20 protein-coding genes are annotated in these 20,613 nt (G+C 72.0%); 7 read left to right on the forward strand and 13 right to left on the reverse strand.

Features of this window, described 5'->3' with window-relative positions:
• Window positions 1-7: 7 nt before the first annotated feature.
• The 3 genes from QPJ90_RS01105 to QPJ90_RS01115 are packed head-to-tail and all read right to left on the reverse strand — an operon-like array spanning window position 8 to window position 2,997.
• Window positions 8-1,120: a Gfo/Idh/MocA family oxidoreductase gene (locus tag QPJ90_RS01105; protein WP_290132635.1), complete on the reverse strand. Its 1,113-nt coding sequence runs from the start codon at window positions 1,118-1,120 to the stop codon at window positions 8-10.
• On the reverse strand, window positions 1,105-1,803 hold the full coding sequence (locus tag QPJ90_RS01110; RefSeq protein WP_290132636.1) for a ThuA domain-containing protein: 699 nt from the start codon (window positions 1,801-1,803) through the stop codon (window positions 1,105-1,107). Before QPJ90_RS01110 ends, QPJ90_RS01105 begins: the two co-directional genes overlap by 16 nt.
• Entirely contained in the window at window positions 1,804-2,997 is a 1,194-nt protein-coding gene (locus tag QPJ90_RS01115) for a Gfo/Idh/MocA family oxidoreductase (RefSeq protein WP_290132637.1), read from the reverse strand. It lies immediately after the preceding gene.
• Between the two features lie 96 nt (window positions 2,998-3,093).
• Here QPJ90_RS01115 and xylA point away from each other — a divergent pair, with 96 nt between their 5' ends.
• Both xylA and QPJ90_RS01125 read left to right on the forward strand, forming a co-directional pair.
• Window positions 3,094-4,284, forward strand: a complete 1,191-nt coding sequence (gene xylA / locus QPJ90_RS01120; RefSeq protein WP_290132638.1) for a xylose isomerase — start codon at window positions 3,094-3,096, stop codon at window positions 4,282-4,284.
• Window positions 4,281-5,750, forward strand: a complete 1,470-nt coding sequence (locus QPJ90_RS01125; RefSeq protein WP_290132639.1) for an FGGY family carbohydrate kinase — start codon at window positions 4,281-4,283, stop codon at window positions 5,748-5,750. The genes xylA and QPJ90_RS01125 overlap by 4 nt, the downstream gene beginning before the upstream one ends.
• A gap of 57 nt (window positions 5,751-5,807) precedes the next feature.
• Here QPJ90_RS01125 and QPJ90_RS01130 read toward each other — a convergent pair whose 3' ends face one another.
• Genes QPJ90_RS01130 through QPJ90_RS01145 form a run of 4 tightly spaced genes read right to left on the reverse strand, consistent with a single transcriptional unit; the run spans window position 5,808 to window position 7,583 of the window.
• Window positions 5,808-6,581 carry a sulfite exporter TauE/SafE family protein gene (locus tag QPJ90_RS01130; RefSeq protein ID WP_290132640.1) on the reverse strand — a complete coding sequence of 258 codons (774 nt, stop codon included), beginning with the start codon at window positions 6,579-6,581 and terminating at the stop codon, window positions 5,808-5,810.
• Window positions 6,582-6,597: 16 nt separating this feature from the next.
• Window positions 6,598-7,194: a TetR/AcrR family transcriptional regulator gene (locus tag QPJ90_RS01135; RefSeq protein WP_290132641.1), complete on the reverse strand. Its 597-nt coding sequence runs from the start codon at window positions 7,192-7,194 to the stop codon at window positions 6,598-6,600.
• A gap of 12 nt (window positions 7,195-7,206) precedes the next feature.
• On the reverse strand, window positions 7,207-7,368 hold the full coding sequence (locus QPJ90_RS01140) for a hypothetical protein (RefSeq protein WP_290132642.1): 162 nt from the start codon (window positions 7,366-7,368) through the stop codon (window positions 7,207-7,209).
• A 5-nt stretch (window positions 7,369-7,373) separates the two neighbouring features.
• Entirely contained in the window at window positions 7,374-7,583 is a 210-nt protein-coding gene (locus QPJ90_RS01145) for a hypothetical protein (protein WP_290132643.1), read from the reverse strand.
• A gap of 210 nt (window positions 7,584-7,793) precedes the next feature.
• Between QPJ90_RS01145 and QPJ90_RS01150 the strand changes: the two genes are divergently transcribed.
• Together QPJ90_RS01150 and QPJ90_RS01155 are read left to right on the forward strand one after the other, a co-directional pair.
• Window positions 7,794-8,438 (forward strand): AAA family ATPase, encoded by a 645-nt coding sequence (locus QPJ90_RS01150; RefSeq protein ID WP_290132644.1) that lies wholly within the window; start codon window positions 7,794-7,796, stop codon window positions 8,436-8,438.
• Entirely contained in the window at window positions 8,435-10,354 is a 1,920-nt protein-coding gene (locus QPJ90_RS01155) for an ABC transporter ATP-binding protein (RefSeq protein WP_290132645.1), read from the forward strand. The genes QPJ90_RS01150 and QPJ90_RS01155 overlap by 4 nt, the downstream gene beginning before the upstream one ends.
• Window positions 10,355-10,400: 46 nt before the next feature.
• Here the strand turns inward: QPJ90_RS01155 and QPJ90_RS01160 are convergent, their stop codons facing one another.
• Complete coding sequence (locus QPJ90_RS01160) at window positions 10,401-10,811, reverse strand: DUF1801 domain-containing protein (protein ID WP_290132646.1); 411 nt, start codon at window positions 10,809-10,811, stop codon at window positions 10,401-10,403.
• A 189-nt stretch (window positions 10,812-11,000) separates the two neighbouring features.
• Here QPJ90_RS01160 and QPJ90_RS01165 point away from each other — a divergent pair, with 189 nt between their 5' ends.
• Complete coding sequence (locus QPJ90_RS01165) at window positions 11,001-11,960, forward strand: AraC family transcriptional regulator (protein WP_290132647.1); 960 nt, start codon at window positions 11,001-11,003, stop codon at window positions 11,958-11,960.
• A gap of 121 nt (window positions 11,961-12,081) precedes the next feature.
• Here QPJ90_RS01165 and QPJ90_RS01170 read toward each other — a convergent pair whose 3' ends face one another.
• The 4 genes from QPJ90_RS01170 to QPJ90_RS01185 all read right to left on the reverse strand — a co-directional run bounded on the left by QPJ90_RS01170 (window position 12,082) and on the right by QPJ90_RS01185 (window position 17,878).
• On the reverse strand, window positions 12,082-14,466 hold the full coding sequence (locus tag QPJ90_RS01170; RefSeq protein WP_290134138.1) for a glycoside hydrolase family 3 N-terminal domain-containing protein: 2,385 nt from the start codon (window positions 14,464-14,466) through the stop codon (window positions 12,082-12,084).
• 224 nt (window positions 14,467-14,690) lie between these two features.
• Window positions 14,691-15,566 carry a carbohydrate ABC transporter permease gene (locus QPJ90_RS01175; RefSeq protein WP_290132648.1) on the reverse strand — a complete coding sequence of 292 codons (876 nt, stop codon included), beginning with the start codon at window positions 15,564-15,566 and terminating at the stop codon, window positions 14,691-14,693.
• Window positions 15,563-16,579, reverse strand: a complete 1,017-nt coding sequence (locus tag QPJ90_RS01180) for a sugar ABC transporter permease (RefSeq protein ID WP_290132649.1) — start codon at window positions 16,577-16,579, stop codon at window positions 15,563-15,565. Before QPJ90_RS01180 ends, QPJ90_RS01175 begins: the two co-directional genes overlap by 4 nt.
• A 3-nt stretch (window positions 16,580-16,582) precedes the next feature.
• A complete protein-coding gene (locus QPJ90_RS01185; protein WP_290132650.1) occupies window positions 16,583-17,878 on the reverse strand; it encodes an extracellular solute-binding protein in 1,296 nt (431 codons plus the stop codon).
• 150 nt (window positions 17,879-18,028) lie between these two features.
• Between QPJ90_RS01185 and QPJ90_RS01190 the strand changes: the two genes are divergently transcribed.
• A complete protein-coding gene (locus tag QPJ90_RS01190) occupies window positions 18,029-19,060 on the forward strand; it encodes a LacI family DNA-binding transcriptional regulator (RefSeq protein ID WP_290132651.1) in 1,032 nt (343 codons plus the stop codon).
• A gap of 141 nt (window positions 19,061-19,201) precedes the next feature.
• Here QPJ90_RS01190 and QPJ90_RS01195 read toward each other — a convergent pair whose 3' ends face one another.
• Window positions 19,202-20,161: a helix-turn-helix domain-containing protein gene (locus QPJ90_RS01195; protein WP_290132652.1), complete on the reverse strand. Its 960-nt coding sequence runs from the start codon at window positions 20,159-20,161 to the stop codon at window positions 19,202-19,204.
• A gap of 88 nt (window positions 20,162-20,249) precedes the next feature.
• On the opposite strand from QPJ90_RS01195, the gene QPJ90_RS01200 reads away from it, so the two are divergent.
• Window positions 20,250-20,603: a hypothetical protein gene (locus QPJ90_RS01200; protein ID WP_290132653.1), complete on the forward strand. Its 354-nt coding sequence runs from the start codon at window positions 20,250-20,252 to the stop codon at window positions 20,601-20,603.
• Window positions 20,604-20,613 lie beyond the last annotated feature (10 nt).

A 20,613-nucleotide genomic window follows, 5' to 3' on the forward strand; every position in this document is an offset into this window, starting at 1 on the left:
GAGCGGGTCACCAGGACCCTGGGGTGGCACCCGCGGGCACCGTGTCGGGGCGGTCGACGTGCGAGCGCACCTCGACCACGGTGTGCTCGCGGGCGGCGGTCGCGACGGCCTCCATCACCTCGAGCACGTGGAACGCGAGGTCGCCGCTCGCCCGGTGCGGCCGGTCGGTCGCGATCGCGTGCGCCATGTCGGCGAGCCCGTAGCCCCGCCCGGCGTCCGCGTAGCCGGCGGTCACGGGCAGCTCGCGCCACTCGCGGTCCTCGGCGGTCGCGATGGACACCGGGTCGGAGAACCGGTTCGGGTCCGGCACGCCGAGGGTGCCGGACGTGCCGTACACCTCGAACAGCGGGGCCCTCGTGGCCCAGACCTCGAACGACACCGTGACCGTGGAGACGACCCCGTCCGCGTGTTCCAGGACCGCGACGACGTGCGTGTCGATGTCGACCCGGAGCGGGGTGCCCGCAGCGGGTCCGGTCGCGATCGTGCGCTCGCGGTCCGACCGTGTGGAGGCGCCGCTCACGCGGACCACCGGGCCGAAGAACTGCACGAGACTCGTGAGGTAGTACGGCCCCATGTCGAGCAGCGGGCCGCCGCCGGGCTGGTAGTAGAACGCGGGCGCCGGGTGCCAGAGCTCGTGTCCGGGGGCGGACCACGACACCGCGGCGCCGACCGGCGTGCCGATCAGCCCGTCGTCGAGCGCCGCGCGGGCGGTCTGGATCCCGGTGCCGAGCACGGTGTCCGGTGCGCTGCCGACCCGCAGGCCTGCGCGTCGGGCGAGGTCGAGCACGGGCTGCGCCTCGGCGGTGGACATCGCGAGCGGCTTCTCGCCGTACACGTGCTTGCCGGACTCCAGCGCCCGCGTGGCGACCTCGGCGTGCGCGGCGGGGATCGTCAGGTTGAGCACGACGTCGACGTCGTCCGCGGCGAGGAGGTCGTCGACCGAGGACCCCCGGACGCCCTGGGCCTCGCCGACCGACTGCGCCCGGGCGACGTCGATGTCCGCGACGGCGGTGAGCTCGAGCCCGGGCAGCGCCGGGAAGTGCTCGAAGTACTGCTGGCTGATGACGCCGACGCCGACGACCCCCACCCGCAACGGTCGGTCGTTCACCGGGCTGCCCACAGGAGTCCCCTCTCGATGATGGTGCGGAGCGGCTGCGACTCGACGACCTCGAGCCGGTGCCCGGGAGCCGAGACGAACACGCGCCCCTGCCCCCACTGCCGGGTCCAGATCGCGGGCGCGGTGACCGGGCGGTTCCAGGCGTCGAAGTCCCGGGCCTCCTGCGTGGTCGTCGCCAGCACGTCGTTGTACTCGTCGGAGAGCACCCAGTACTGCTCGGTCACGAGGTCGAAGTCCTCGATGCCCTGCGTGATCGGGTGCTCGTGCCCCGCCTCGGTGATGTGCACCGTGTAGGGGATGTAGTTGTCGGACTGCTCGCCGGTGCGCTCCGCCGGTGGCTTCGCTGCGTGGTGCGCGAACTGCCCGCCGACCATGTGCAGGTAGTCGGCGGTGTTCCGGAACGCGTCCGCGATCCCGCCGTGCCACCCCGCGAGGCCCGCACCGCCGAGGACCGCCTGCTGGAGTCCGGCGAACTCGTCGTCGGCGATGGTCGACATCGTCACGACCTGCACGACGAGGTCGACGGAGCCCATCACGGACTCGTCGGCGTACACCGCGGTGCCGTCCTCGACACGGACGTCGAAGCCGTTGTCCCGGAGGAACGGGACGAACAGGTCGGTGGTCTCGACCGGCATGTGGCCGTCCCACCCGCCGCGGACGACGAGGGCCTTCCTGGTGTCCGCCATTCAGATCACCGTCCAGGCGCTGCCGTCGGCCGCGCTGCGCTCGACCGCGTCGAGGACCCGCTGCACGTGCAGCCCTTCCTCGAACGACGGGGACGGGTCCTCGCCCGCCACGATCGCCTGCACGAAGTCCTTCACCTCGTGGCTGAAGGTGTGCTCGTACCCGATGAGGTGCCCGGTCGGCCACCACGCCGCCATGTAGGGGTGCTCGGGCTCGGTCACGATGATCCGTTGGAAGCCCTGCTCGCCCGCCGGGGCGGCGGCGTCGTAGAAGCGCAGTTCGTTCATCGACTCGAGGTCGAACTGGATCGCGCCGGCCGACCCGCTGATCTCCAGCGTGAGGCCGTTCTTCCGGCCGGTCGCGTACCGCGTGGCCTCGAACGTGCCGATCGCACCGTCGGCAGCGCCGCCCGCGAGCCGTGCGGTGAAGAACGCGGCGTCATCGACCGTCACCTGGCCACGCTCCTCGGAGGCGGTGCCGGACAGCCCGACGCCCTCCGCCATGAGCGGCCGCTCGGTCACGAAGGTCTCGAGCGTGCCCGAGACCGTGGCGAGCGACGCCCCCGTGACGTGCTCCACGAGGTCGATCGCATGCGCGCCGATGTCGCCGAGCGAGCCGGAGCCCGCGAGCGACTTGTCGAGTCGCCAGGTCATCGGGCCGTCGGGATCTGCCAACCAGTCCTGCAGGTAGAGCGCGCGGACCTGTCGGACGGTGCCGAGCCTCCCGGCCTCCACCAGCCGCTTCGCGGAGGCGATGGCGGGCACCCGACGGTAGCTGAAGCCGACCATCGAGCGGACGCCCGACGCCCGCGCAGCGGCGGCGGCCGCGGTCATCGCCTCGGCCTCGGCGACCGAGTTCGCGAGGGGCTTCTCGCAGAGCACGTGCTTGCCGGCCTCGAGCGCGGCGACGGCCACCTCGACGTGCGACGAGCCGGGCGAGCAGATGTCCACCACGTCGATGTCCGGGTCCGTGACGGCAGCGCGCCAGTCGGTCGACGCGGTCTGCCAGCCGTACTGCCGTCGGGCCGCCTCGGTCCGCTCCGGGTCACGGCCGACGATCACCGCCATCTCCGGTTCGACCCCGAGGTCGAAGAACCTGGGGGCGGTCCGCCACCCCTGCGAGTGGGCGGCTCCCATGAAGCCGTGGCCCACCATCGCCACACGCAGTCGATCCTGCGCCTGTCGGTCCGATGCCATTCGTTCGCTCCTTTGCGATCACGCTTGCCAGAGTCAACACTACCGCTTATGTTGGGCGCGGCAACATTTTGTTTCGACGACGAACGGTGATCCACCATGGCAACGACGCCCACCCGTGACGACAAGTTCTCCTTCGGTCTCTGGACCATCGGCTACAACGGCTCCGACCCGTTCGGCGGCCCGACCCGTCCCGCGCTCGACGTGGTCGAGGCGGTCGAGAAGCTCGACGAGATCGGCGCCTACGGCCTGACCTTCCACGACGACGACCTGTTCGCGTTCGGGTCGACCGACGCCGAGCGTCAGGCGCAGATCGACCGACTCAAGGGCGCCCTCGAGTCGACCGGGATCATCGTGCCGATGGTCACGACGAACCTGTTCTCGGCGCCGGTCTTCAAGGACGGCGGGTTCACCTCGAACGACCGCGCCGTCCGTCGTTTCGCGCTCCGCAAGGTGCTCCGCAACATCGACCTCGCCGCCGAGCTCGGTGCGAAGACGTTCGTCATGTGGGGCGGCCGCGAGGGCTCCGAGTACGACTCCGCGAAGGACGTCCAGGCGGCGCTCGAGCGCTACCGCGAGGCCGTCAACCTCCTCGCCCAGTACGTCACCGACAAGGGCTACGACATCCGCTTCGCGATCGAGCCGAAGCCGAACGAGCCCCGCGGCGACATCCTGCTGCCGACCCTCGGCCACGCGATCGCCTTCACCGAGACGCTCGAGCGTCCCGAGCTCTTCGGCATCAACCCCGAGGTCGGCCACGAGCAGATGGCCGGGCTGAACTTCACGGCCGGCATCGCCCAGGCGCTCTACCAGGGCAAGCTCTTCCACATCGACCTCAACGGGCAGCGCGGCATCAAGTACGACCAGGACCTCGTGTTCGGCCACGGCGACCTGCAGAACGCGTTCTCGCTCGTCGACCTGCTCGAGCACGGCGCACCGCAGGGCGGCCAGGCCTACGACGGTCCCCGCCACTTCGACTACAAGCCGTCGCGCACCGAGGACATCACGGGCGTCTGGGACTCGGCGAAGGCGAACATGCGCATGTACCTCCTCCTCAAGGAGCGTGCGCAGGCGTTCCGCGCCGACCCCGAGGTCCAGGAGGCCCTGTCCGCCGCGAAGGTCGACGAGCTGAGCACCCCGACGCTGAACAGCGGCGAGTCGTACGACGACTTCCTCGCCGACCGCTCCGCCTTCGAGGACTTCGACGCCGACGCCTACTTCGGCGGCAAGGGCTTCGGCTTCGTGCGCCTCCAGCAGCTCGCGATCGAGCACCTCATGGGCGCTCGGTGACCCTCGTCGCCGGGGTCGACTCGTCGACCCAGTCCTGCAAGGTCACGATCCGCGACGCCGACACCGGCGCGGTCGTCCGGGAGGGCCGAGCGGCCCACCCGGACGGCACGTCCGTCGACCCCCGCCACTGGTGGGACGCGCTCGGCGCCGCGATCGCGGACGCCGGCGGGTTCGACGACGTCGCGTCCGTCGCGGTCGCGGGGCAGCAGCACGGCATGGTGGCGCTCGACGCGGACGGTCGCGTGGTGCGCGACGCGCTCCTCTGGAACGACGTGCGCAGTGCGGACGCGGCCGCGCAGATGGTCGGCGAACTCGGCCGGGAGGCATGGGTCGCCCGCTCGGGGCTGGTCCCGGTGGCCTCGTTCACCGGCACGAAGCTGCGGTGGCTCCGCGAGGCGGAGCCGGAGAACGCGGCGCGCGTCGCGGCCGTCGCACTCCCCCACGACTGGCTGTCGTGGCGGCTGCGCGGGTACGGTCCGGCGGACGAGAGCCCGCTCGGCCCCGACCTCGACGCGCTCGCGACCGACGGCTCGGACGCCAGCGGCACGGCGTACTGGGACCCGGTGCGCCGCGAGTACGACGGGGAGCTGTTCGAGGCCGCCCTCGGCCGTGGTCTGCGGGTCGCCGCTGGTGCCGGCGGCGCTGCGGAGGCCGTCGTGGTGCCGCGGGTGGTCGCGCCGGACGAGGCGATGGGCGCGCTCGACGGCGACGTCGAGCTGCCGGGCGGCTCGGTCGCACGGGCGGGGCTGGTCGTCGGCGCGGGACTCGGCGACAACGCCGGGGCAGCGCTCGGCCTCGGGCTGGGCCCGGGTGACGTCGCGGTGTCCCTCGGCACGAGCGGCACCGTCTTCGGCGTGACCGACACCGAGGTGACGGACCCGAGCGGGACCGTGGCGGGCTTCGCCGACGGGACCGGGTCGCGCCTCCCGATCGTCACGACGCTCAACGCGGCCCGCGTGCTCGAGGTGATCGGCGGCCTCCTCGGCGTCGATCACGACGCGCTCGGCGAGCTGGCGCTGCAGGCGCCCGCCGGTGCCGACGGACTCGTCCTGGTGCCGTACTTCGTCGGCGAGCGCACCCCGAACCGACCGGACGCGACCGCGTCCCTGCTCGGCATGACCCCGGCGACCACGGACCGGGCGCACCTCGCCCGCGCTGCGGTCGAGGGGATGCTCTGCGCCCTCGCCGACGGTCTGGCCGCCGTCGAGGGCACCGGGGTCGAGGTGTCCCGGCTGCTCCTCATCGGCGGTGCCGCACGGAACGAGGCCGTCCGCGTCGTCGCGGCGCAGGTGTTCGGCCGCGACGTCGAACTGCCGGAGCCGGGCGAGTACGTCGCCGCCGGTGCTGCCCGGCAGGCGGCGTGGGTGCTCACGGGCTCCCTGCCGTCGTGGAGCATCGCGACGACGACGATCGCGGCGGACCCGCGCCCCGAGGTGCTCGAGCGGTACCGCTCGGCGGCTGCCTGACGGTCCTCCGCCCGCCCCGCTCCGGTCCGCCGGGGCGGGGCGCTCGTCGTCCCCGGGTCAGCCGACGGTGACGAACAGGTACACGGCGAGCGCGACCGAGCAGCCCGCGATCGCGATGCGCAGCACCCCGTGCGGCACGCGCCCCGCCACCGTCGGTCCGATCAGGCCGCCGACGACCGCGCCCGCCCCGAGTGCCAGCGCCGCGGACCACACGACGTGCCCGGACACGGCGAACACCACGGCGGGGACGAGGTCGGCCGCCACCAGGAGGACGTTCTTCGCCGCGTTCGCCCGGGGCAGGCTCGGCTCGCCCGTGAGGAGCAGCACGGCGATCATCAGCACGCCCGCACCGGCTCCGAAGTACCCGTTGTAGAGGCCGACCCCGGCGATGCTCGGCACGGCCGCTCCGGTCCCGGTCGGGGCTGCTGCTCCGGTCGGCGTGCGGCGGCGACGTCGGTCGAGGACGGGCTGGAGCAGGAGCAGGGCGCCGCCCGCGAGCACCAGGAACGGGACGATCCGGTCGAAGAGGTGCGCCGGGGTGACGACGAGCAGCACGGCACCGGCCGTCGAGGCGCCGACGGTCAGGGGCAGCCACCGCCGGATCGTGGTGGGGTGGTCGCGGAGCTGTTCCCGCGCGCGGAACGCAGAACTCGCGCCGCTGCCGAGCAGGGCCACGGAGTTCGTGACGTTCGCGGCGAACGGCGGGAGTCCGACCGCCAGGAGCGCCGGGTACGCCACGAGCGACGTGATGCCGCCGGCCGTGCCGATGATGCCGGCCACGACGCCGGCGACGACGAGGACCGAGACCGTCAGCACGCTCCATGCTGACACGTCGGCGAGCAAGCGGTCAGGCGGACTGCTCGGTCCCGTAGACGGCCATGAGCATCGCGGCTCCGAGTCGTGCGGTGCGGGCCGCCTGCGGGGACCGCTGCACGGCCGAGTCGACCCGTGCACCCTCCACCAGCAGCACGATCGTCTGCGCGACGTGCGCGGGGAGCCCGGCGCGGGAGCACACCTGCGTCAGGTGCTGCTCGACCTGGACGACGTGCGCACGCGCGAGTTCGGCGATCTCGGGGTCCTGCCGGCCGAGCTCGGCGTGCAGGTTGATGAACGCGCACCCGTGCCAGTCCTCCGCGGCGAAGCAGCGTTCGAGGTGGTCGAACACCGCGAGGACCTCGTCGCGTGGGTCCTCCGACTCGTCGGCGATCCGGTCCAGTGCGGTGGTCCAGGTCGCGTGCCACCGCTGGAGCACGGCCACGACGAGGTCGTGCTGCGTCGGGAAGGCATCGGTCACGGCCGCAGCGTCGATGCCGGCTCGTCGAGCGACGTCCCCCGTCGACACGGACGCGATGCCGTGCTCGGCGTACAGGGCATCGGCGGCGTCGACGACGGCGCGTTGCGCGTCGGTCGCGCTCCGCGCGGGGGTCAGGGTCGGGGAGGTCATCATTCCTTCGGGTCAGCCGGCGAAGAAGTCGGCGTACGACGGTTCCTGCACGGGACCGTCGTGGCCGTTCACCCGTGCCACCACCATGGCACGCAACACCGCGGGGTGCGTCAGACCCCGACGGTGCCACTCGCGCGGATCGCGGCGGAGTTCCTCGAGCGACGGTGCGGGCATGCGGTTCACGCTCCCAGTCCGAGGACGACGGCGGCCGACGCCGCGACCGACACCGACACGATCCCCGTGCAGACCGCGACCACGGCGAGCACGCGCTGTCGGCGCGCTGCACGGACCTCGCTGAACGGGCTCCGGTGGTGACGTCCGGAGAAGGACACGGACTGGTGTGCGCTCTTCGGTCCGACCAGCAGGTCGGTGTCGGCGATCGTGGTCACGACGGGTTCCTCGGGTCTTCCTCGGTGGTCGGCCCCGGCTGTTCCGTGGGCTCTCTCGACCATGACGGTACGAACGCATCGATCGTCACGCACGCGGTCCGGGCGACGTCGTCGAAAGGTGGATGTCCGGGCGGGCTGCGGTGCCGTTCCGTGGACATCCGGCGTCGCAGGTCCGCCTCGGGTGCCGGTCGACCGGTGCACACTCGAGGCATGGGCGTCGACACGGCTGCGAGCATCTGGATCGTCACCGGCTCGCCGGGTTCGGGGGAGTCGACCGTCAGCCGGGGACTCGCCGGCGCACTGCACCACGCTGCACGCGTCGCGGCGGACGACCTGCAGGCGATGCTGGTGTCCGGTGCGGTCTGGGCGCTGGGCGAACCGGCCGACGAGGCCGCTCGTCAGGTGGACCTCTGCTACCGCAACGTCGGCGCACTGAGCGCGAACTTCGCTCGGGCCGGGTTCTCGACGGTGATCGACTGCGTCGTGCCGGACGCGGACCACCTTGACCGGCTGCTGGGACACCTGCCCGCGGTACCGGTGTCGTTGGTGGTGCTCGACCCCGGTGGAGCGGTCTGTCGCGCGAGGAACGCCCAGCGGCCTGCGGCGGACCGTTTCGACTTCGACGACCACGAGGGGCTTCGGCGCTCGATGCGCTCCGGGTTCGGTGACCGCGGTTGGTGGATCGACACCGCGGAGCAGTCCGTCGAGCGGACGGTGCGCGACGTGGTCGAGGGGGCCGTCGCGGGCCGCCGTGGACGACTCGATCCGGCCGGCGACGTCGGTGCCGAGCCGTATCCTTGCCCGGACCCCGGTGCTGCCCGGACGGAGCGCCGGCCGAGGGAGGAACGACCATGAGCATGGAAGGCGCCGCCTGGAGCTCGCTCTACAAGATCTCCACCGCCAAGGACGGGAAGCACGGGCTCTCCCGCGCCTCACTGCGGCGGATCATGACGTTCGCGGTGCCGTACCGGTGGAAGCTCGTCGTCTTCATCGCCCTGTCGGTCGTGGGGGCGTTCCTCGCGGTCGCGACACCGGTGCTCGCCGGGCAGGTGGTCGACGTCATCGCAGCTCGCGGCGAGGTCGGCACGATCGTCCGGCTCGCCGTCGTGATCGCCCTCGTCGCCGTCGCCGACGCCGGTGCCTCGCTCCTGACGCGCTGGTACTCGGCACGGATCGGTGAGGGCGTGATCCTCGACCTCCGCACGGCCGTGTTCGACCACGTCCAGAAGATGCCGATCGCGTTCTTCACCCGCACCCGGACCGGTGCGCTCGTCAGCCGCCTCAACAACGACGTCATCGGCGCCCAGCAGGCCTTCAGCGGCACGCTGTCCGGCGTCGTCACGAACCTCGTGGCGCTCGTGCTGACGCTGATCGTGATGCTCAGCACCTCGTGGCTCGTCACGGTCATCGCGGTGGTCATGCTGCCGCTGTTCCTCGTCCCGGCGCGGCGCATGGGCACCCGCCTGGCCGCGCTCCGCCGCGAGGCCGCCGACCACAACTCGGCGATGAGCACCCAGATGACGGAGCGCTTCTCGGCGCCGGGCGCCACGCTCGTGAAGCTGTTCGGGCGGCCGGACGAGGAGTCCGAGGAGTTCCGGGTCCGTGCCGCACGCGTCCGCGACATCGGGGTCCGCACCGCGATGCTGCAGTTCGTGTTCGTCACGGCGCTGACGCTCGTCGCCGCGCTCGCGCTCGCGCTCGTGTACGGCCTCGGCGGGGCACTGGCGCTCGGCGGGCAGCTCAACACGGGTGACGTCGTGACGCTGGCACTCCTCCTCACCCGTCTCTACGTGCCGCTGACGAGTCTCGCGAACGCCCGGGTCGAGATCATGAGCGCAGTGGTGAGCTTCGAGCGCGTGTTCGAGGTGCTCGACATCGTGCCGCTCATCCAGGAGAAGCCCGATGCGGTCGCCGTGCCGGACGGACCGGTCGCGGTGGAGTTCGACGACGTGCGGTTCGCCTACCCGTCGGCGGACAAGGTCTCCCTCGCCTCGCTGGAGGAGGTCTCGACGCTCGACACCCGCGGCGGCGACGAGGTGCTGCACGGCGTCTCCTTCCGGATCGAGCCGGGGCAGACCGTCGCGCTCGTCGGCACGTCGGGTGCCGGGAAGTCCACGATCGCGCAGTTGCTGTCGCGCCTCTACGACGTCGACTCCGGCGCGGTCCGTCTGGCGGGTGCGGACGTCCGCGACGTGTCGTTCGCGTCCCTGCGGTCCACCATGGGCATGGTCACGCAGGACGGTCACCTGTTCCACGAGACGATCGGGTCGAACCTCCGCCTCGCACGACCGGACGCGACCGACGACGAGGTCTGGGACGCCGTCCGTCGTGCCCGCCTCGAGCCGCTCGTCCGGTCGCTGCCGGACCAGCTCGACACCATGGTCGGTGAGCGCGGGTACCGGCTCTCCGGCGGCGAGCGCCAGCGGATGACCATCGCCCGGCTCCTGCTCGCGCAACCCCGGGTCGTGATCCTCGACGAGGCCACCGCCGCTCTCGACTCGACGTCCGAGGCGGCGGTGCAAGCAGCGCTCGGCGAAGCACTCGAGGCCCGGACGGCGCTCGTCATCGCGCACCGGCTCTCCACCATCCGGAGCGCCGACCAGATCCTCGTCGTCGAGGACGGCACGATCGTCGAACGGGGGACGCACGAGGAGCTCCTCGCCGTCGGCGGCCGCTACGAGGAACTGCACCGCACCCAGTTCGCGGTGCAGAAGGACGTGGCGCCCGACGAGCAGGCGTTCAGCGGGAGCGGGGCCACGCAGCGGCCGTGACCGCCGACCGGGAGGCCCGTGACCGCTCAGCCGGGCCGATCAGGCGTCACCCCACGGCGCGTTCGACGAGCGCGAGCAGCCGCGCTTCGTCCTCGTCGCCGAGGGCCGTGATCCCGTAGGCGCTCGGCCACACGCCGCCGTCCTGGACGAGCGTGGCGTCGTCGAAGCCGAAGGTGCACGACGTGGTCCCGTACTTCGACGCGGCCATGAAGAAGCAGACGACCTTGCCGTCCCGGTAGTACGCGGGTTGCCCGTAACGCGGCTTGGGCTGCAACTGGGGCACCCGTTCGAGGATCGCGTCGTGGATGCGGAGCGCGATCTCCTGCTCGCCCGGGGTCATGTCGCCGATGATCGCGCGGACGGCAGCGTCGCCGTCCTCGCGCTTCTTCAGCTCGGCCGCGCGGACACGGATCGCCTTCCGCTCCTCGGCGGACAGCGCATCTGATCGTTCCGGCACGGGCGACTCCCCTCGGTTCGGACGACCCCATCATGGGACGTGGGCACCTCGGCGGTCAACGGACCACGGCGAACCTGGCCCGGGGCAGACCGTCGTCCTGCCCCCGGACTGGGGTGTGCAGTCCACTGGCCGCTTTCGGCGCTCCGCGGACAGAAGTCGGGCGGACGGGCAGGCTGCACCGGTAGCCCCATGACCCACCCCACCCCAACCCGAGTCCAGGTCGATTCGCAGAGCGACGACCTCGACGTCGCGCGCGACCTCCTCGCGGAGGAGTACGCCGGCAGCGAGTGGCGGGCGGAACGGACGGACGAACCGTTCGGCTTCCGGTTCCGGGCCGTCGGCGACGCCGCGATGACCCTGCGGACGATCCGGTTCGACGGCCACCTGTCCGGCACCATGTCCCGGTCCGACGACCACATGGTGCAGTGGACGACACGCGGCCGCGCGACGATCACCCCGCCGGGCGAGGAACCGATCGTCATGGAACCCGGCCGACCGCAGCTGTGGCCGCAGAGCGGTGCGGGGTTCGACTACCGGGACTACGACCAGCGGCTCGTCCAGGTGGACCGTTCGGCGCTCCGCGAGGTCGCCGGCGAGCGCGGTTCCGACCCGGAGTCGCTGCAGCTCGACCACCGGGTGCGTCCGGACGACCGGGCGCTGCAGGTCTGGCGGAACGCGGTACAGCTCATCTCGCACACGGTGCTCGACGGGAAGGCGTCGCCGCTGCTCCAGGCGGAGATGGGACGGCTCGGTGCGCTGGCCCTGCTCGAGCTCTACCCGGTGGTGTCGGCGACGCTGCCGAACGAGCTGCTGCTCCCCCGCAACGCGCACCTGCGACGGGCGGTCGAGTACGTCCACGAGCACTGCCACCTGCCGATCACGAGCACCGACCTGGCCCAGGTGGCGTCGCTGAGCCTCCGCGCGCTGCAGCACGCGTTCCAGCGCACCTTCGACTGCTCACCGAACGCCTACATCCGCCGCGTGCGCCTCGACCGCGTCCGGGACGACCTGCTCCGAGGCGACCCGGCGACCACGAGCATCGCCGAGGTGGCCAAGCACTGGGGCTTCGGGCACGCCGGGCGCTTCTCGGCGACCTACCACCAGCAGCACGGCGAGTACCCCCGCGAGACGCTCCGCCGTTCCGCCTGACCCGCACCGCACCGCTGCACGACCGGAGGCACCCCGAACCACGAGGCAGCGCGGTTCGGGGTGCCTCCGGTCGTGCGAACGCCGCGATGGCGCGGGCCGGGCTGCCGCGATCAGCAGCGCCTCAGCGCACCGTTGCGGTCACCACCCGTCTGTCGGCCGGCAGCACCTCGCGCACCGGGCCGGTGACGCGCACCACCGCACGGTCCGTCGCGGTACCGGGCGCGGGGATCGGACCCGCTCCGCGCCCGACCGCGACGATCCCGTCGGCGCGCACCGTGCCTCCCGGCCGGGACGCCCCCGCGTGCGACGCGACCCACACCTCGACGTCACCTGGCTCGACGACCCGGCGCATCGCGCGGTCGGTGAACCCGAACCGCTGCACGGGCACGTCGAAGCGGACCCGCACCGCTCCCCCTGCGGGCACCGCGACCCGCGTGTAGCCGAGCAGCTGCACGAGCGGCCGGGTGACCGACGCGGCGACGTCGTGGCCGTAGAGCTGCACGACGTCCTCACCGTCACGGTCGCCGGTGTTGCGGACGGTGACCTCGACGGAGAACGCACCCGAGGTCGCGACGGACCCGTCCACGACGAGGTCCTCGTACGTGAACGACGTGTACCCGAGGCCGAAGCCGAACGGTCGCACGGGCGTCGAGTCCGCCGCCGTGACGTCGGACGGCCCGCCGAGCCGCGGGTGCAGGTAGGTGTACGGCTGCGCGCCCGCGGATCGGGGCAGGGTGACCGGCAGCCGGCCGGACGGGGATGTCACCCCCGTCAGCAGGTCAGCGATCGCGGTGCCGCCGGCCTCACCGGGGAAGAACGCCTGGACGACCGCGGCCGGTCGGGGTCCAGGTCCGTCGAGCGCCCATCCGATCGCGTACGGTCGGCCGGTCAGGAGCACCATGACGGTCGGGGTGCCGGTGGCGACGACGGCCTCCACGAGCTCGCGCTGCACGCCGGGCAGGTCGAGCGACTCGGTGTCGTTGCCCTCCCCCACGGTGCCGCGTCCGAAGAGCCCTGCCTGGTCGCCGACCACGACGACCGCCACGTCCGAGGCCAGTGCGACCGCGACCGCGTCGGCGATGCCGGAGCGGTCCTCGCCCGTGACCGAGCAGCCGGCGGCGAACCGCACCGCGGCGGAGCCGAGGGTGTCGGCGAGGGCCTCGCGGACGGTGGGGATCGCGAACCCGAGGGGCAGGTCCGGGTGGGCGGCGAGCACGTGGTTCGCGAAGGAGTAGCAGCCCTGCAGGGCCTCGGCTCGGTCGGCGTTCGGGCCGATGACCGCCACCGAGGCGCCTGCGGGGAGCGGGAGGACGGGCGCCGCGCCATCAGCAGCGGCCGCGCCGCCAGCAGCGGCCGCGATGCCAGCGGCTCCGCGCACGCGCTCGTTCGACAGCAGCACGAGCGACCGCGCGGCGAGCGCCCCGGCGAGGGCACGGTGCCGCGGGGTGTCGAGTTCGACACCGGTCGGCGCGTCGTCCTCGAACGCGTCGGGGTCGAGCAGCCCCAGCCGTTCCTTCTGCCGCAGGACCCGGAGCACGGCCCGGTCGACGAGCGCCTCGTCCACCGCACCCGACCGGACGCGCTCGACGAGCGGCCCGAGGTAGGCGTCCCCGGTCGGCAGCTCGACGTCGATCCCGGCGGTGAGGGCGAGCGCGGCGGCCTCGCCACGATCGGCCGCGACGCCGTGCATGACCTCGAGGAACGCGACCGAGAAGTAGTCGGCCACGACGGTGCCGTCGAAGCCGAGCCCGTCCCGCAGCAGGTCCGTCAGCAGCGCCGGGTCGGAGGCGACCGGCACCCCGTCGACCTCGGCGTAGGAGTTCATCACCGACCGGGCGCCGCCGTCGCGCAGCGCCATCTCGAACGGCGGCAGGAAGACGTCGGCGACCTCGCGCGGTCCGGCGTGCACGGGCGCGTGGTTCCGCCCCGCCTGCGACGCCGAGTACCCGAGGAAGTGCTTCAGGGTCGCGTCGACCCCGGCCGCCTGGAGCCCGCGGACGTAGGCCGTGCCGACCGTGCCGACGAGGTACGGGTCCTCGCCGATGCACTCGTCGACCCGCCCCCAGCGCGGGTCGCGGACGACGTCGAGGACGGGCGCGAGGCCCTGGTGCACGCCGAGCTCGCGCATCGAGTCGCCGATCGCGGTGCCGACCTGCTCGACGAGCTCCGGGTCGAACGCCGCACCCCACGCGAGCGGGGTCGGGAAGGTCGCGGCCTTCCACGCGGCGAGCCCGGTGAGGCACTCCTCGTGCACGAGCGCCGGGATGCCGAGACGGGTCTCACGCTTGAGGCGACGCTGCTCGGCCCACAGCCACGCCGCACGCTCGTCTGGTTCGACGGGCCGTGTGCCGTAGACGCGGGTGAACTGGCCGATGCCGTGCCGCGTGATCTCGGCGAGCGTGGTGCCGTGCTGCGCGGCGGCCATCTCGCCCTGCATCGGGGCGACGACGCCGTTCTGGTCGAGCCAGTAGCCGACGAGCTGCGCCGTCTTCTCCTCGAGCGTCATCGCGGCCAGCAGGGTGGTGACGCGGTCGGACGCGGTCGCGTCCGTCAGGTGGGTGGCCTCGGACTGGAGGCGCGGTGCGGGCCCGCCACGCGCCTGGCGTCCGTCACCGGTCGCGGTGGCGACGGGCGTCGTCGACGCAGGGCGCGCCTCCTGGCCGTCCGTGGTCACCGTGCCGTCCTCCGCAGTCGAGCCGTCCGTCGCTTCCGTCGTCGGGCCGAACGTGCTCACCCCTTCACCGCCCCGGTGAGACCGCCGACGATGCGCTTCTGGAAGATCGCGAAGAACACCAGGGCCGGGATCATCGAGAGCGACGTGAACGCGAGCACCCGGGCCGTGTCGACCGAGTACTGCGACGCGAACGCCTGGACGCCGAGCGGCAGCGTGTAGGTCGACGCGTCGTTGAGGATGAACAGCGGTAGGAGGTAGCTGTTCCAGCTGCCGATGAAGGCGAGGATGCCGACCGTCACGACGCCGGGCAGGGACAGCGGGACGACCATGCGGAAGAAGAACCCGATGCGGCTCGCCCCGTCGATGGCGGCGGCCTCCTCGAGCTCGTCCGGGATCGCCCGGAGGAACGGCACGAGGATGATGACCGTCGTCGGCAGCGCGAAGGCGATCTGGGGCAGGATCACGCCGGCGAGGTTGTTCGTCAGCCCGAGGTCCTTCACCAGGATGTAGAGCGGCGTGATCGCGACCGTGATCGGGAACATGAGGCCGGCGGCGAAGAGGGAGTAGAGCGCCTCGCGGCCGCGGAACCGGTAGCGGGCGAGGACGAAGCTCACCATGAGCCCGAGCACCACGACGCCGACGGTCGTGGTGACACCCGCGACGACGGAGTTGCCGAGCTGCTGCCAGAACACCCCGCTCGTGAGGACGTTGACGTAGTTGCCGATCTGCCACGGGTTCGGCAGGCCGGCGGGGCTCGCCGTGATCTGCGAGTTGGTGCGGAACCCTCCGAGCACGATGTACGCGACCGGGCCGACGCACACGGCGATGAACAGCAGTGCGATGAAGTACGTGCCGAGGTTGCGCTCGCGCTTGACGGGACGGCTGTCGTGAGGCCGCCGCTTCGGCGCGACGATGGAGGCGGTGGCGGTCATCGGTCGCCCTTCTCGGTCAGGGCGCCGGCGGTGTCGCGGCGCAGGACGAACCGCTGGTAGACGAGGGCGACGACCAGCGAGATGAGGAAGATGACCACGGCGACGGCGTTGCCGTACCCGTAGTTGCCGGAGAGCCGCCCGTTGCCGACCATGTAGGTCGCCATCGTCGAGGTGCCGGCGGTCGAGGCGATGTACTGGCCCCAGATGATGTAGACGAGGTCGAACAGCTGGAGCGATCCGATGATCGACAGGAACGCCCAGATGCGGAGTGTCGGGCCGAGGAGCGGGAGCGTGATGCGCCGCTGGATCTGCCAGTAGCTCGCGCCGTCGAGCTGCGCGGCCTCGAACAGTTCCTCGGGGATGCTCTGCAGGCCGGCGAGGAACAGGATCACCGCGAAGCCGATGTACTTCCACGAGATGATCCCGAGGAGGGTCCAGATCGCGATGTCGGGGTTCGAGAGCCAGTCGTTGCGCAGGAACCCGAGGCCGAGCGACTGCAGCAGGTCGTTCACCGCGCCGCTCGACTGGAGCATGAGGCTCCACCCGGTGCCGACGATGACCTCGGAGATGACGTAGGGCAGGAAGATGAGGACGCGGATGAGTCCGCGGCCGCGGATGCGCTGGTTGAGCAGCAGCGCGAGGATGATCGCGATCGGCCCCTGCACGAGGAGCGAGCCGATGACGATGAAGAGGTTGTGCCAGAGGACGGCCCGGAAGTCCGGGTCGGTGAAGATGACCTTGTAGTTCTGCAGGCCCACGAAGTCGACGGGGGCGCCGTAGCCCTGCCACTTGTAGAAGCCGTAGTAGGCGGCGAGCACGACGGGCAGGATGACGAACCCGACGAACATGATGACCGCGGGGCCCGCGAGGACGGCGATCTCGACCCGGGTTCGGACGTCGGTGCCCTTGCGGACCCGGCGGGCCGGGGCCGACGGCGTACCGTCGGCCCCGCCCGTGCGACGCCCCGTCCCGGACCGCGCCTCGTTCGAGCGCGGTGCGACGGAGGTGGTCATGCGTCAGCCCTTCGCTGCGGCCTGGTTGACGGTCGACACGATGTCCGAGACGGACCCCTTGCCGGCGAGGAGGTTGACGACGCTGGTGTTGAGCGCGTTGCCGACGTTCTGGCCGTAGAGGGTGTCGAGGTAGTTCGACACGAACGGGGCGTCGTTGTACGCCTTCAGCACGGTCTTCAGGTACGGCTCGGTGACGACCGACTGGGCCGACTGGTTCGCCGGGATCGAGTTGAACGCCTTGTAGTAGTTCTCCTGGACGCTCTTCTGGGTCACGAAGTTGAGGAAGTCGGTGCACGCCTTCTTCGGAGCCTGTGCCGAGCAGGAGAGTCCGCCGACGGCGCCCATCATCGAGCCCGCTTCGCCCTTGCCGCCGGAGACCTCCGGGAACGGGAAGAAGCCGAGGTCGGACAGCGGCTTGCCGTCCGGGGTGAGCGAGGAGATCACGCCCGGGTCCCAGGCGCCCATGAGCTCCATCGCGGCCTTGTGGTTCGCGATGAGACCGGCGGAGCTGCCGGCGCCCTGCTGCGCCGAGGTGGTGAGGTAGCCGTCGTTGAAGGGCTCCGTGTCGAAGAACGCCTTCGTGTCCTCGCCCGCCTGCTTCCAGCACGCGTTGTCGAACTTGAGGTCCTGCGCGGTCTTCGTGAGGACGCTCGACGAGCAGGCGCGGAGCGCGAAGTTGTAGTACCAGTGCGCGGCGGGCCAGGCGTCCTTCGCTCCCACCGCGACCGGCTGGATGTCCTTGTCCTTGAGCTTCTGGATGTCCGCGTTCAGCTCGTCGATCGTGGTCGGCGTGCCGTCGATGCCGGCCTTCTCGAAGAGGTCCTTGCTGTACCAGATGCCCTCGGGGTCGACGTTGGTGGGCATCGCCCAGGTCTTGCCGTTGAGCTCGAAGGCCTTGAACGACCCCTTGCTGATCTCGCTCTCGGCGTTCGAGCCGATGGAGTCGGAGATGTCCATGACCTGGCCGGCGTTGACCATCGCGGCCATCTTGCCGCCGCCGCGCTGCATGAAGACGTCCGGGGCGGAGTTCGAGTTGAGGGCGGTCTGGAGCTTGCCGTCCAGGTCCTCGTTCTGGATCGCCTGGATCTTGATGGTGACGTTCGGGTTCTTCGCCTCGAAGTCCTTCACCGTCGTGTCCCAGAACGCCTTGCCCGGGCCGGTGGTCGAGTTGTGCCAGAAGGTCATCGTGACCTTCCCGCCGTCGCTCGACGCGTCGCTGCCTGCCGAACAGCCAGCGGCGGTCAGTGCTGTCGCCCCGATCAGCGCGATGGCTGCCGCGGCACGGATCTTCCTCGTCATCGTGGAACTCCTGTTGTGTCGTCGTTGACTCGCAGCGACATCGACTGCCGCCTCTGCGGAGAGCGTGCCAGGGCGTCCTGCGGCTTGTCAATCGTTATCGATAACGTTTTCTTTACCGATCGGCGGCTCCAGCGGCGGTACGGTGTGCAGATGGACACGGCGATCGGCGCACGCCCCGGCGCCGGCCGGGTCACCATCGCGGACGTCGCGCGGGCGGCCGGCGTCTCGATCCCGACCGTGTCGAAGGTCATCAACCAGCGGGACGGCGTCGCCCAGGGCACGATCCTCCGCGTGCAGGAGGTCGTCGAGCAGCTCGGCTACGAGACCTCGCTCGTCGCACGGAGCCTCCGGAGCTCGCGCACCGGCGTGGTCGGCATCCTCGTGACCGAGTTCGAGCCGTTCTCCACCGAGCTGCTGCGCGGGGTGTCCGGTGCCACGACGGGCACGGGCTACGAGCTCCTCGCCTACGCCGGACTCGTGACCGGGGCCGAGCAGAAGGGCTGGGAACGTCGCTCGCTCTCCCGCCTGTCCGGCACGCTCATCGACGGGGCGATCGTCGTCACGCCGAGCACCGCGCTGTCGGCCTCGTCCATCCCCGTCGTGGCCATCGACCCGCACACCGGACCCGAGGGCCACGCCACGGTCGACTCCGACAACGAGGGCGGGGCCGCCCAGGCCGTCGAGCACCTCGTGTCACTCGGGCACACGCGGATCGCACACCTCCGCGGGCGACCGGACCTGGCGTCCGCCCAGCTCCGCGAGGCCGGGTACCGACGGGCACTCGTCGCCGCGGGGCTGACGGTGGACGAGTCGCTCGTGCGCGACGGCGGCTACCAGGAGGACCGGTCCGCCGAGGTCGCCCTCGCGCTGCTGTCCGGCCCCGATCGTCCGACCGCGGTGTTCGCGGCGAACGACTCGTCGGCCGTCGGCGTCCTGCGGTCGGCCGCGGCGCTCGGGCTCCGGGTGCCCGAGGACCTCTCGGTGGTCGGGTTCGACGACGTCCCGCAGGCCGCGACGACGACGCCGCCGTTGACGACGGTCGCGCAGCCGCTGGTCGAGCTCGGGTCGCGTGCGGTCGAGATGCTGCTCGCGATGCTCCGCGGCGAGCAGACCTCCGACCACGTGCGGCTCCCGACGACGCTCCGGGTGCGGCAGAGCACCGGGCCCGCCCCGACCCACTGAAACCGGTCGCGGCGCTCGTGCCGGCCGCGGCGCGCGTGCAGGTCGCGCCGGCCGCGGTGCGCGTGCTGGTCGCGCCGGCCGCGGTGCGCGCGCAGGTCGCGCCGGTCTGGGCGCGCGCGCAGGTCGCGCCGGCGAGGTGCGTCAGCGGGTCCGGCGCCGGAGGGTCTCGGACGGGAGCTCGCCGAACGTGTCCGCGTAGTACCCCGCGAACCGGCCCAGGTGCCCGAAGCCCCAGGTGCCCGCGATCGCCGCGACGGTGGTCTCGGCGGGGTCGCCGGCGACGAGCTGGGCCCGGACCCGGTGGAGCCGCACCTGCCGGAGGAACGCCATGGGACTCGTGCCCGTGTGCCGCTGGAACGTGGCCTGCAGGCTCCGCGCGTTGACGCCCGCGACCCGGCTGACGTCCGTGCTGGTGATCGGCCGGTGGGCGTTCGCCACCATCCACTCCTGCGCGAGCCGCATCGTGGCCGGCCCCTCGTGCAGCTCCAGGTCGAGCTGGGGCGTCACCTCGTACGCGTCGACCACCGCCTCGGCGACGAGCATGTTCACGGCGGCACGTCGACCGCGCGCGGTGTCGGCGCGCAGGAGCTCCGGTGCCGCCGAGGCGATGACGGCCCGCAGGTGGTCGAGTTCGCCGGGGTCGGCCGTCACCGAGAACCGGAGCGGACCCGGCACGGAGTGCCGCTGCGCCGCGGCCACCGACTCGAGGAACGGGGCGTCGAAGCGCACGGTGTGCAGGGTGGTCGGCGCCCCGTCGAAGGCCACGTCGCGACCGGACGGCCACATCACCGGGACACCCGGGTCCATCACGATGGGGTCGCGGCCGGCCGTGTCGACGGCGAGGCCCGGGCGGGTCGTCCAGGCGAGGACGTAGCTCTGCGCCTGCCCGATGGTCCCCCACCGCGGCGCATCGACCGAACTCGTCCCCACGACGACCTCGTCGTCACCGACCGCGCGGAAGCGCCAGGTGAACCGTTCGTCACCCGACCGCCCGACGCTGATGTCCTCGCTCGAGTACACGCGCTCGTAGAACGCGACCGCCTCGTCGATGTCGAGTCCGTGGCGGTCGACGTGGATGAGGGGTTCGGCGTCCGTCGTCATGCACCGCTCATTCTGTCGGCACCGCCCGACACCCCGCTGCGACTGCGCACTCCGGACAATCCCGGCGCCGAGGAGTTGGCTCGGTCGGGTGAAGTACGTGGTGTACGGGGACAACAAGGTGATGACCGGCGACGCGATCGCGGACGCGGTGCTCGCGTACGCCGCGGCCCTCGGCGAGAACGGGACGACCGACATCGTCGAGATCCCGACGGCGGACGACAGCGGCACCGCGGTGAACGCGGAGCTGCTGCTCGGACCGGCGTCGCAGGTCATGGTCGAGACCGCTCCCGACGACGAGCTCGAGCCGGAGGACGAGGACCTCGTCAACGAGCTCGTGCGGCGGACGGCGGCGGTGGGTGGCGGTCGGTTCGTGGATGCCGCGTCCTCGCACTCCGAGGAGCCGGAGGCCAAGCGCCTCCGGACCGACCCGCCGCGCTCCTGAGCCGTCTGGC

It is taken from the genome of Curtobacterium sp. 458 (assembly GCF_030406605.1).
In the GTDB taxonomy this organism is placed as follows: domain Bacteria; phylum Actinomycetota; class Actinomycetes; order Actinomycetales; family Microbacteriaceae; genus Curtobacterium.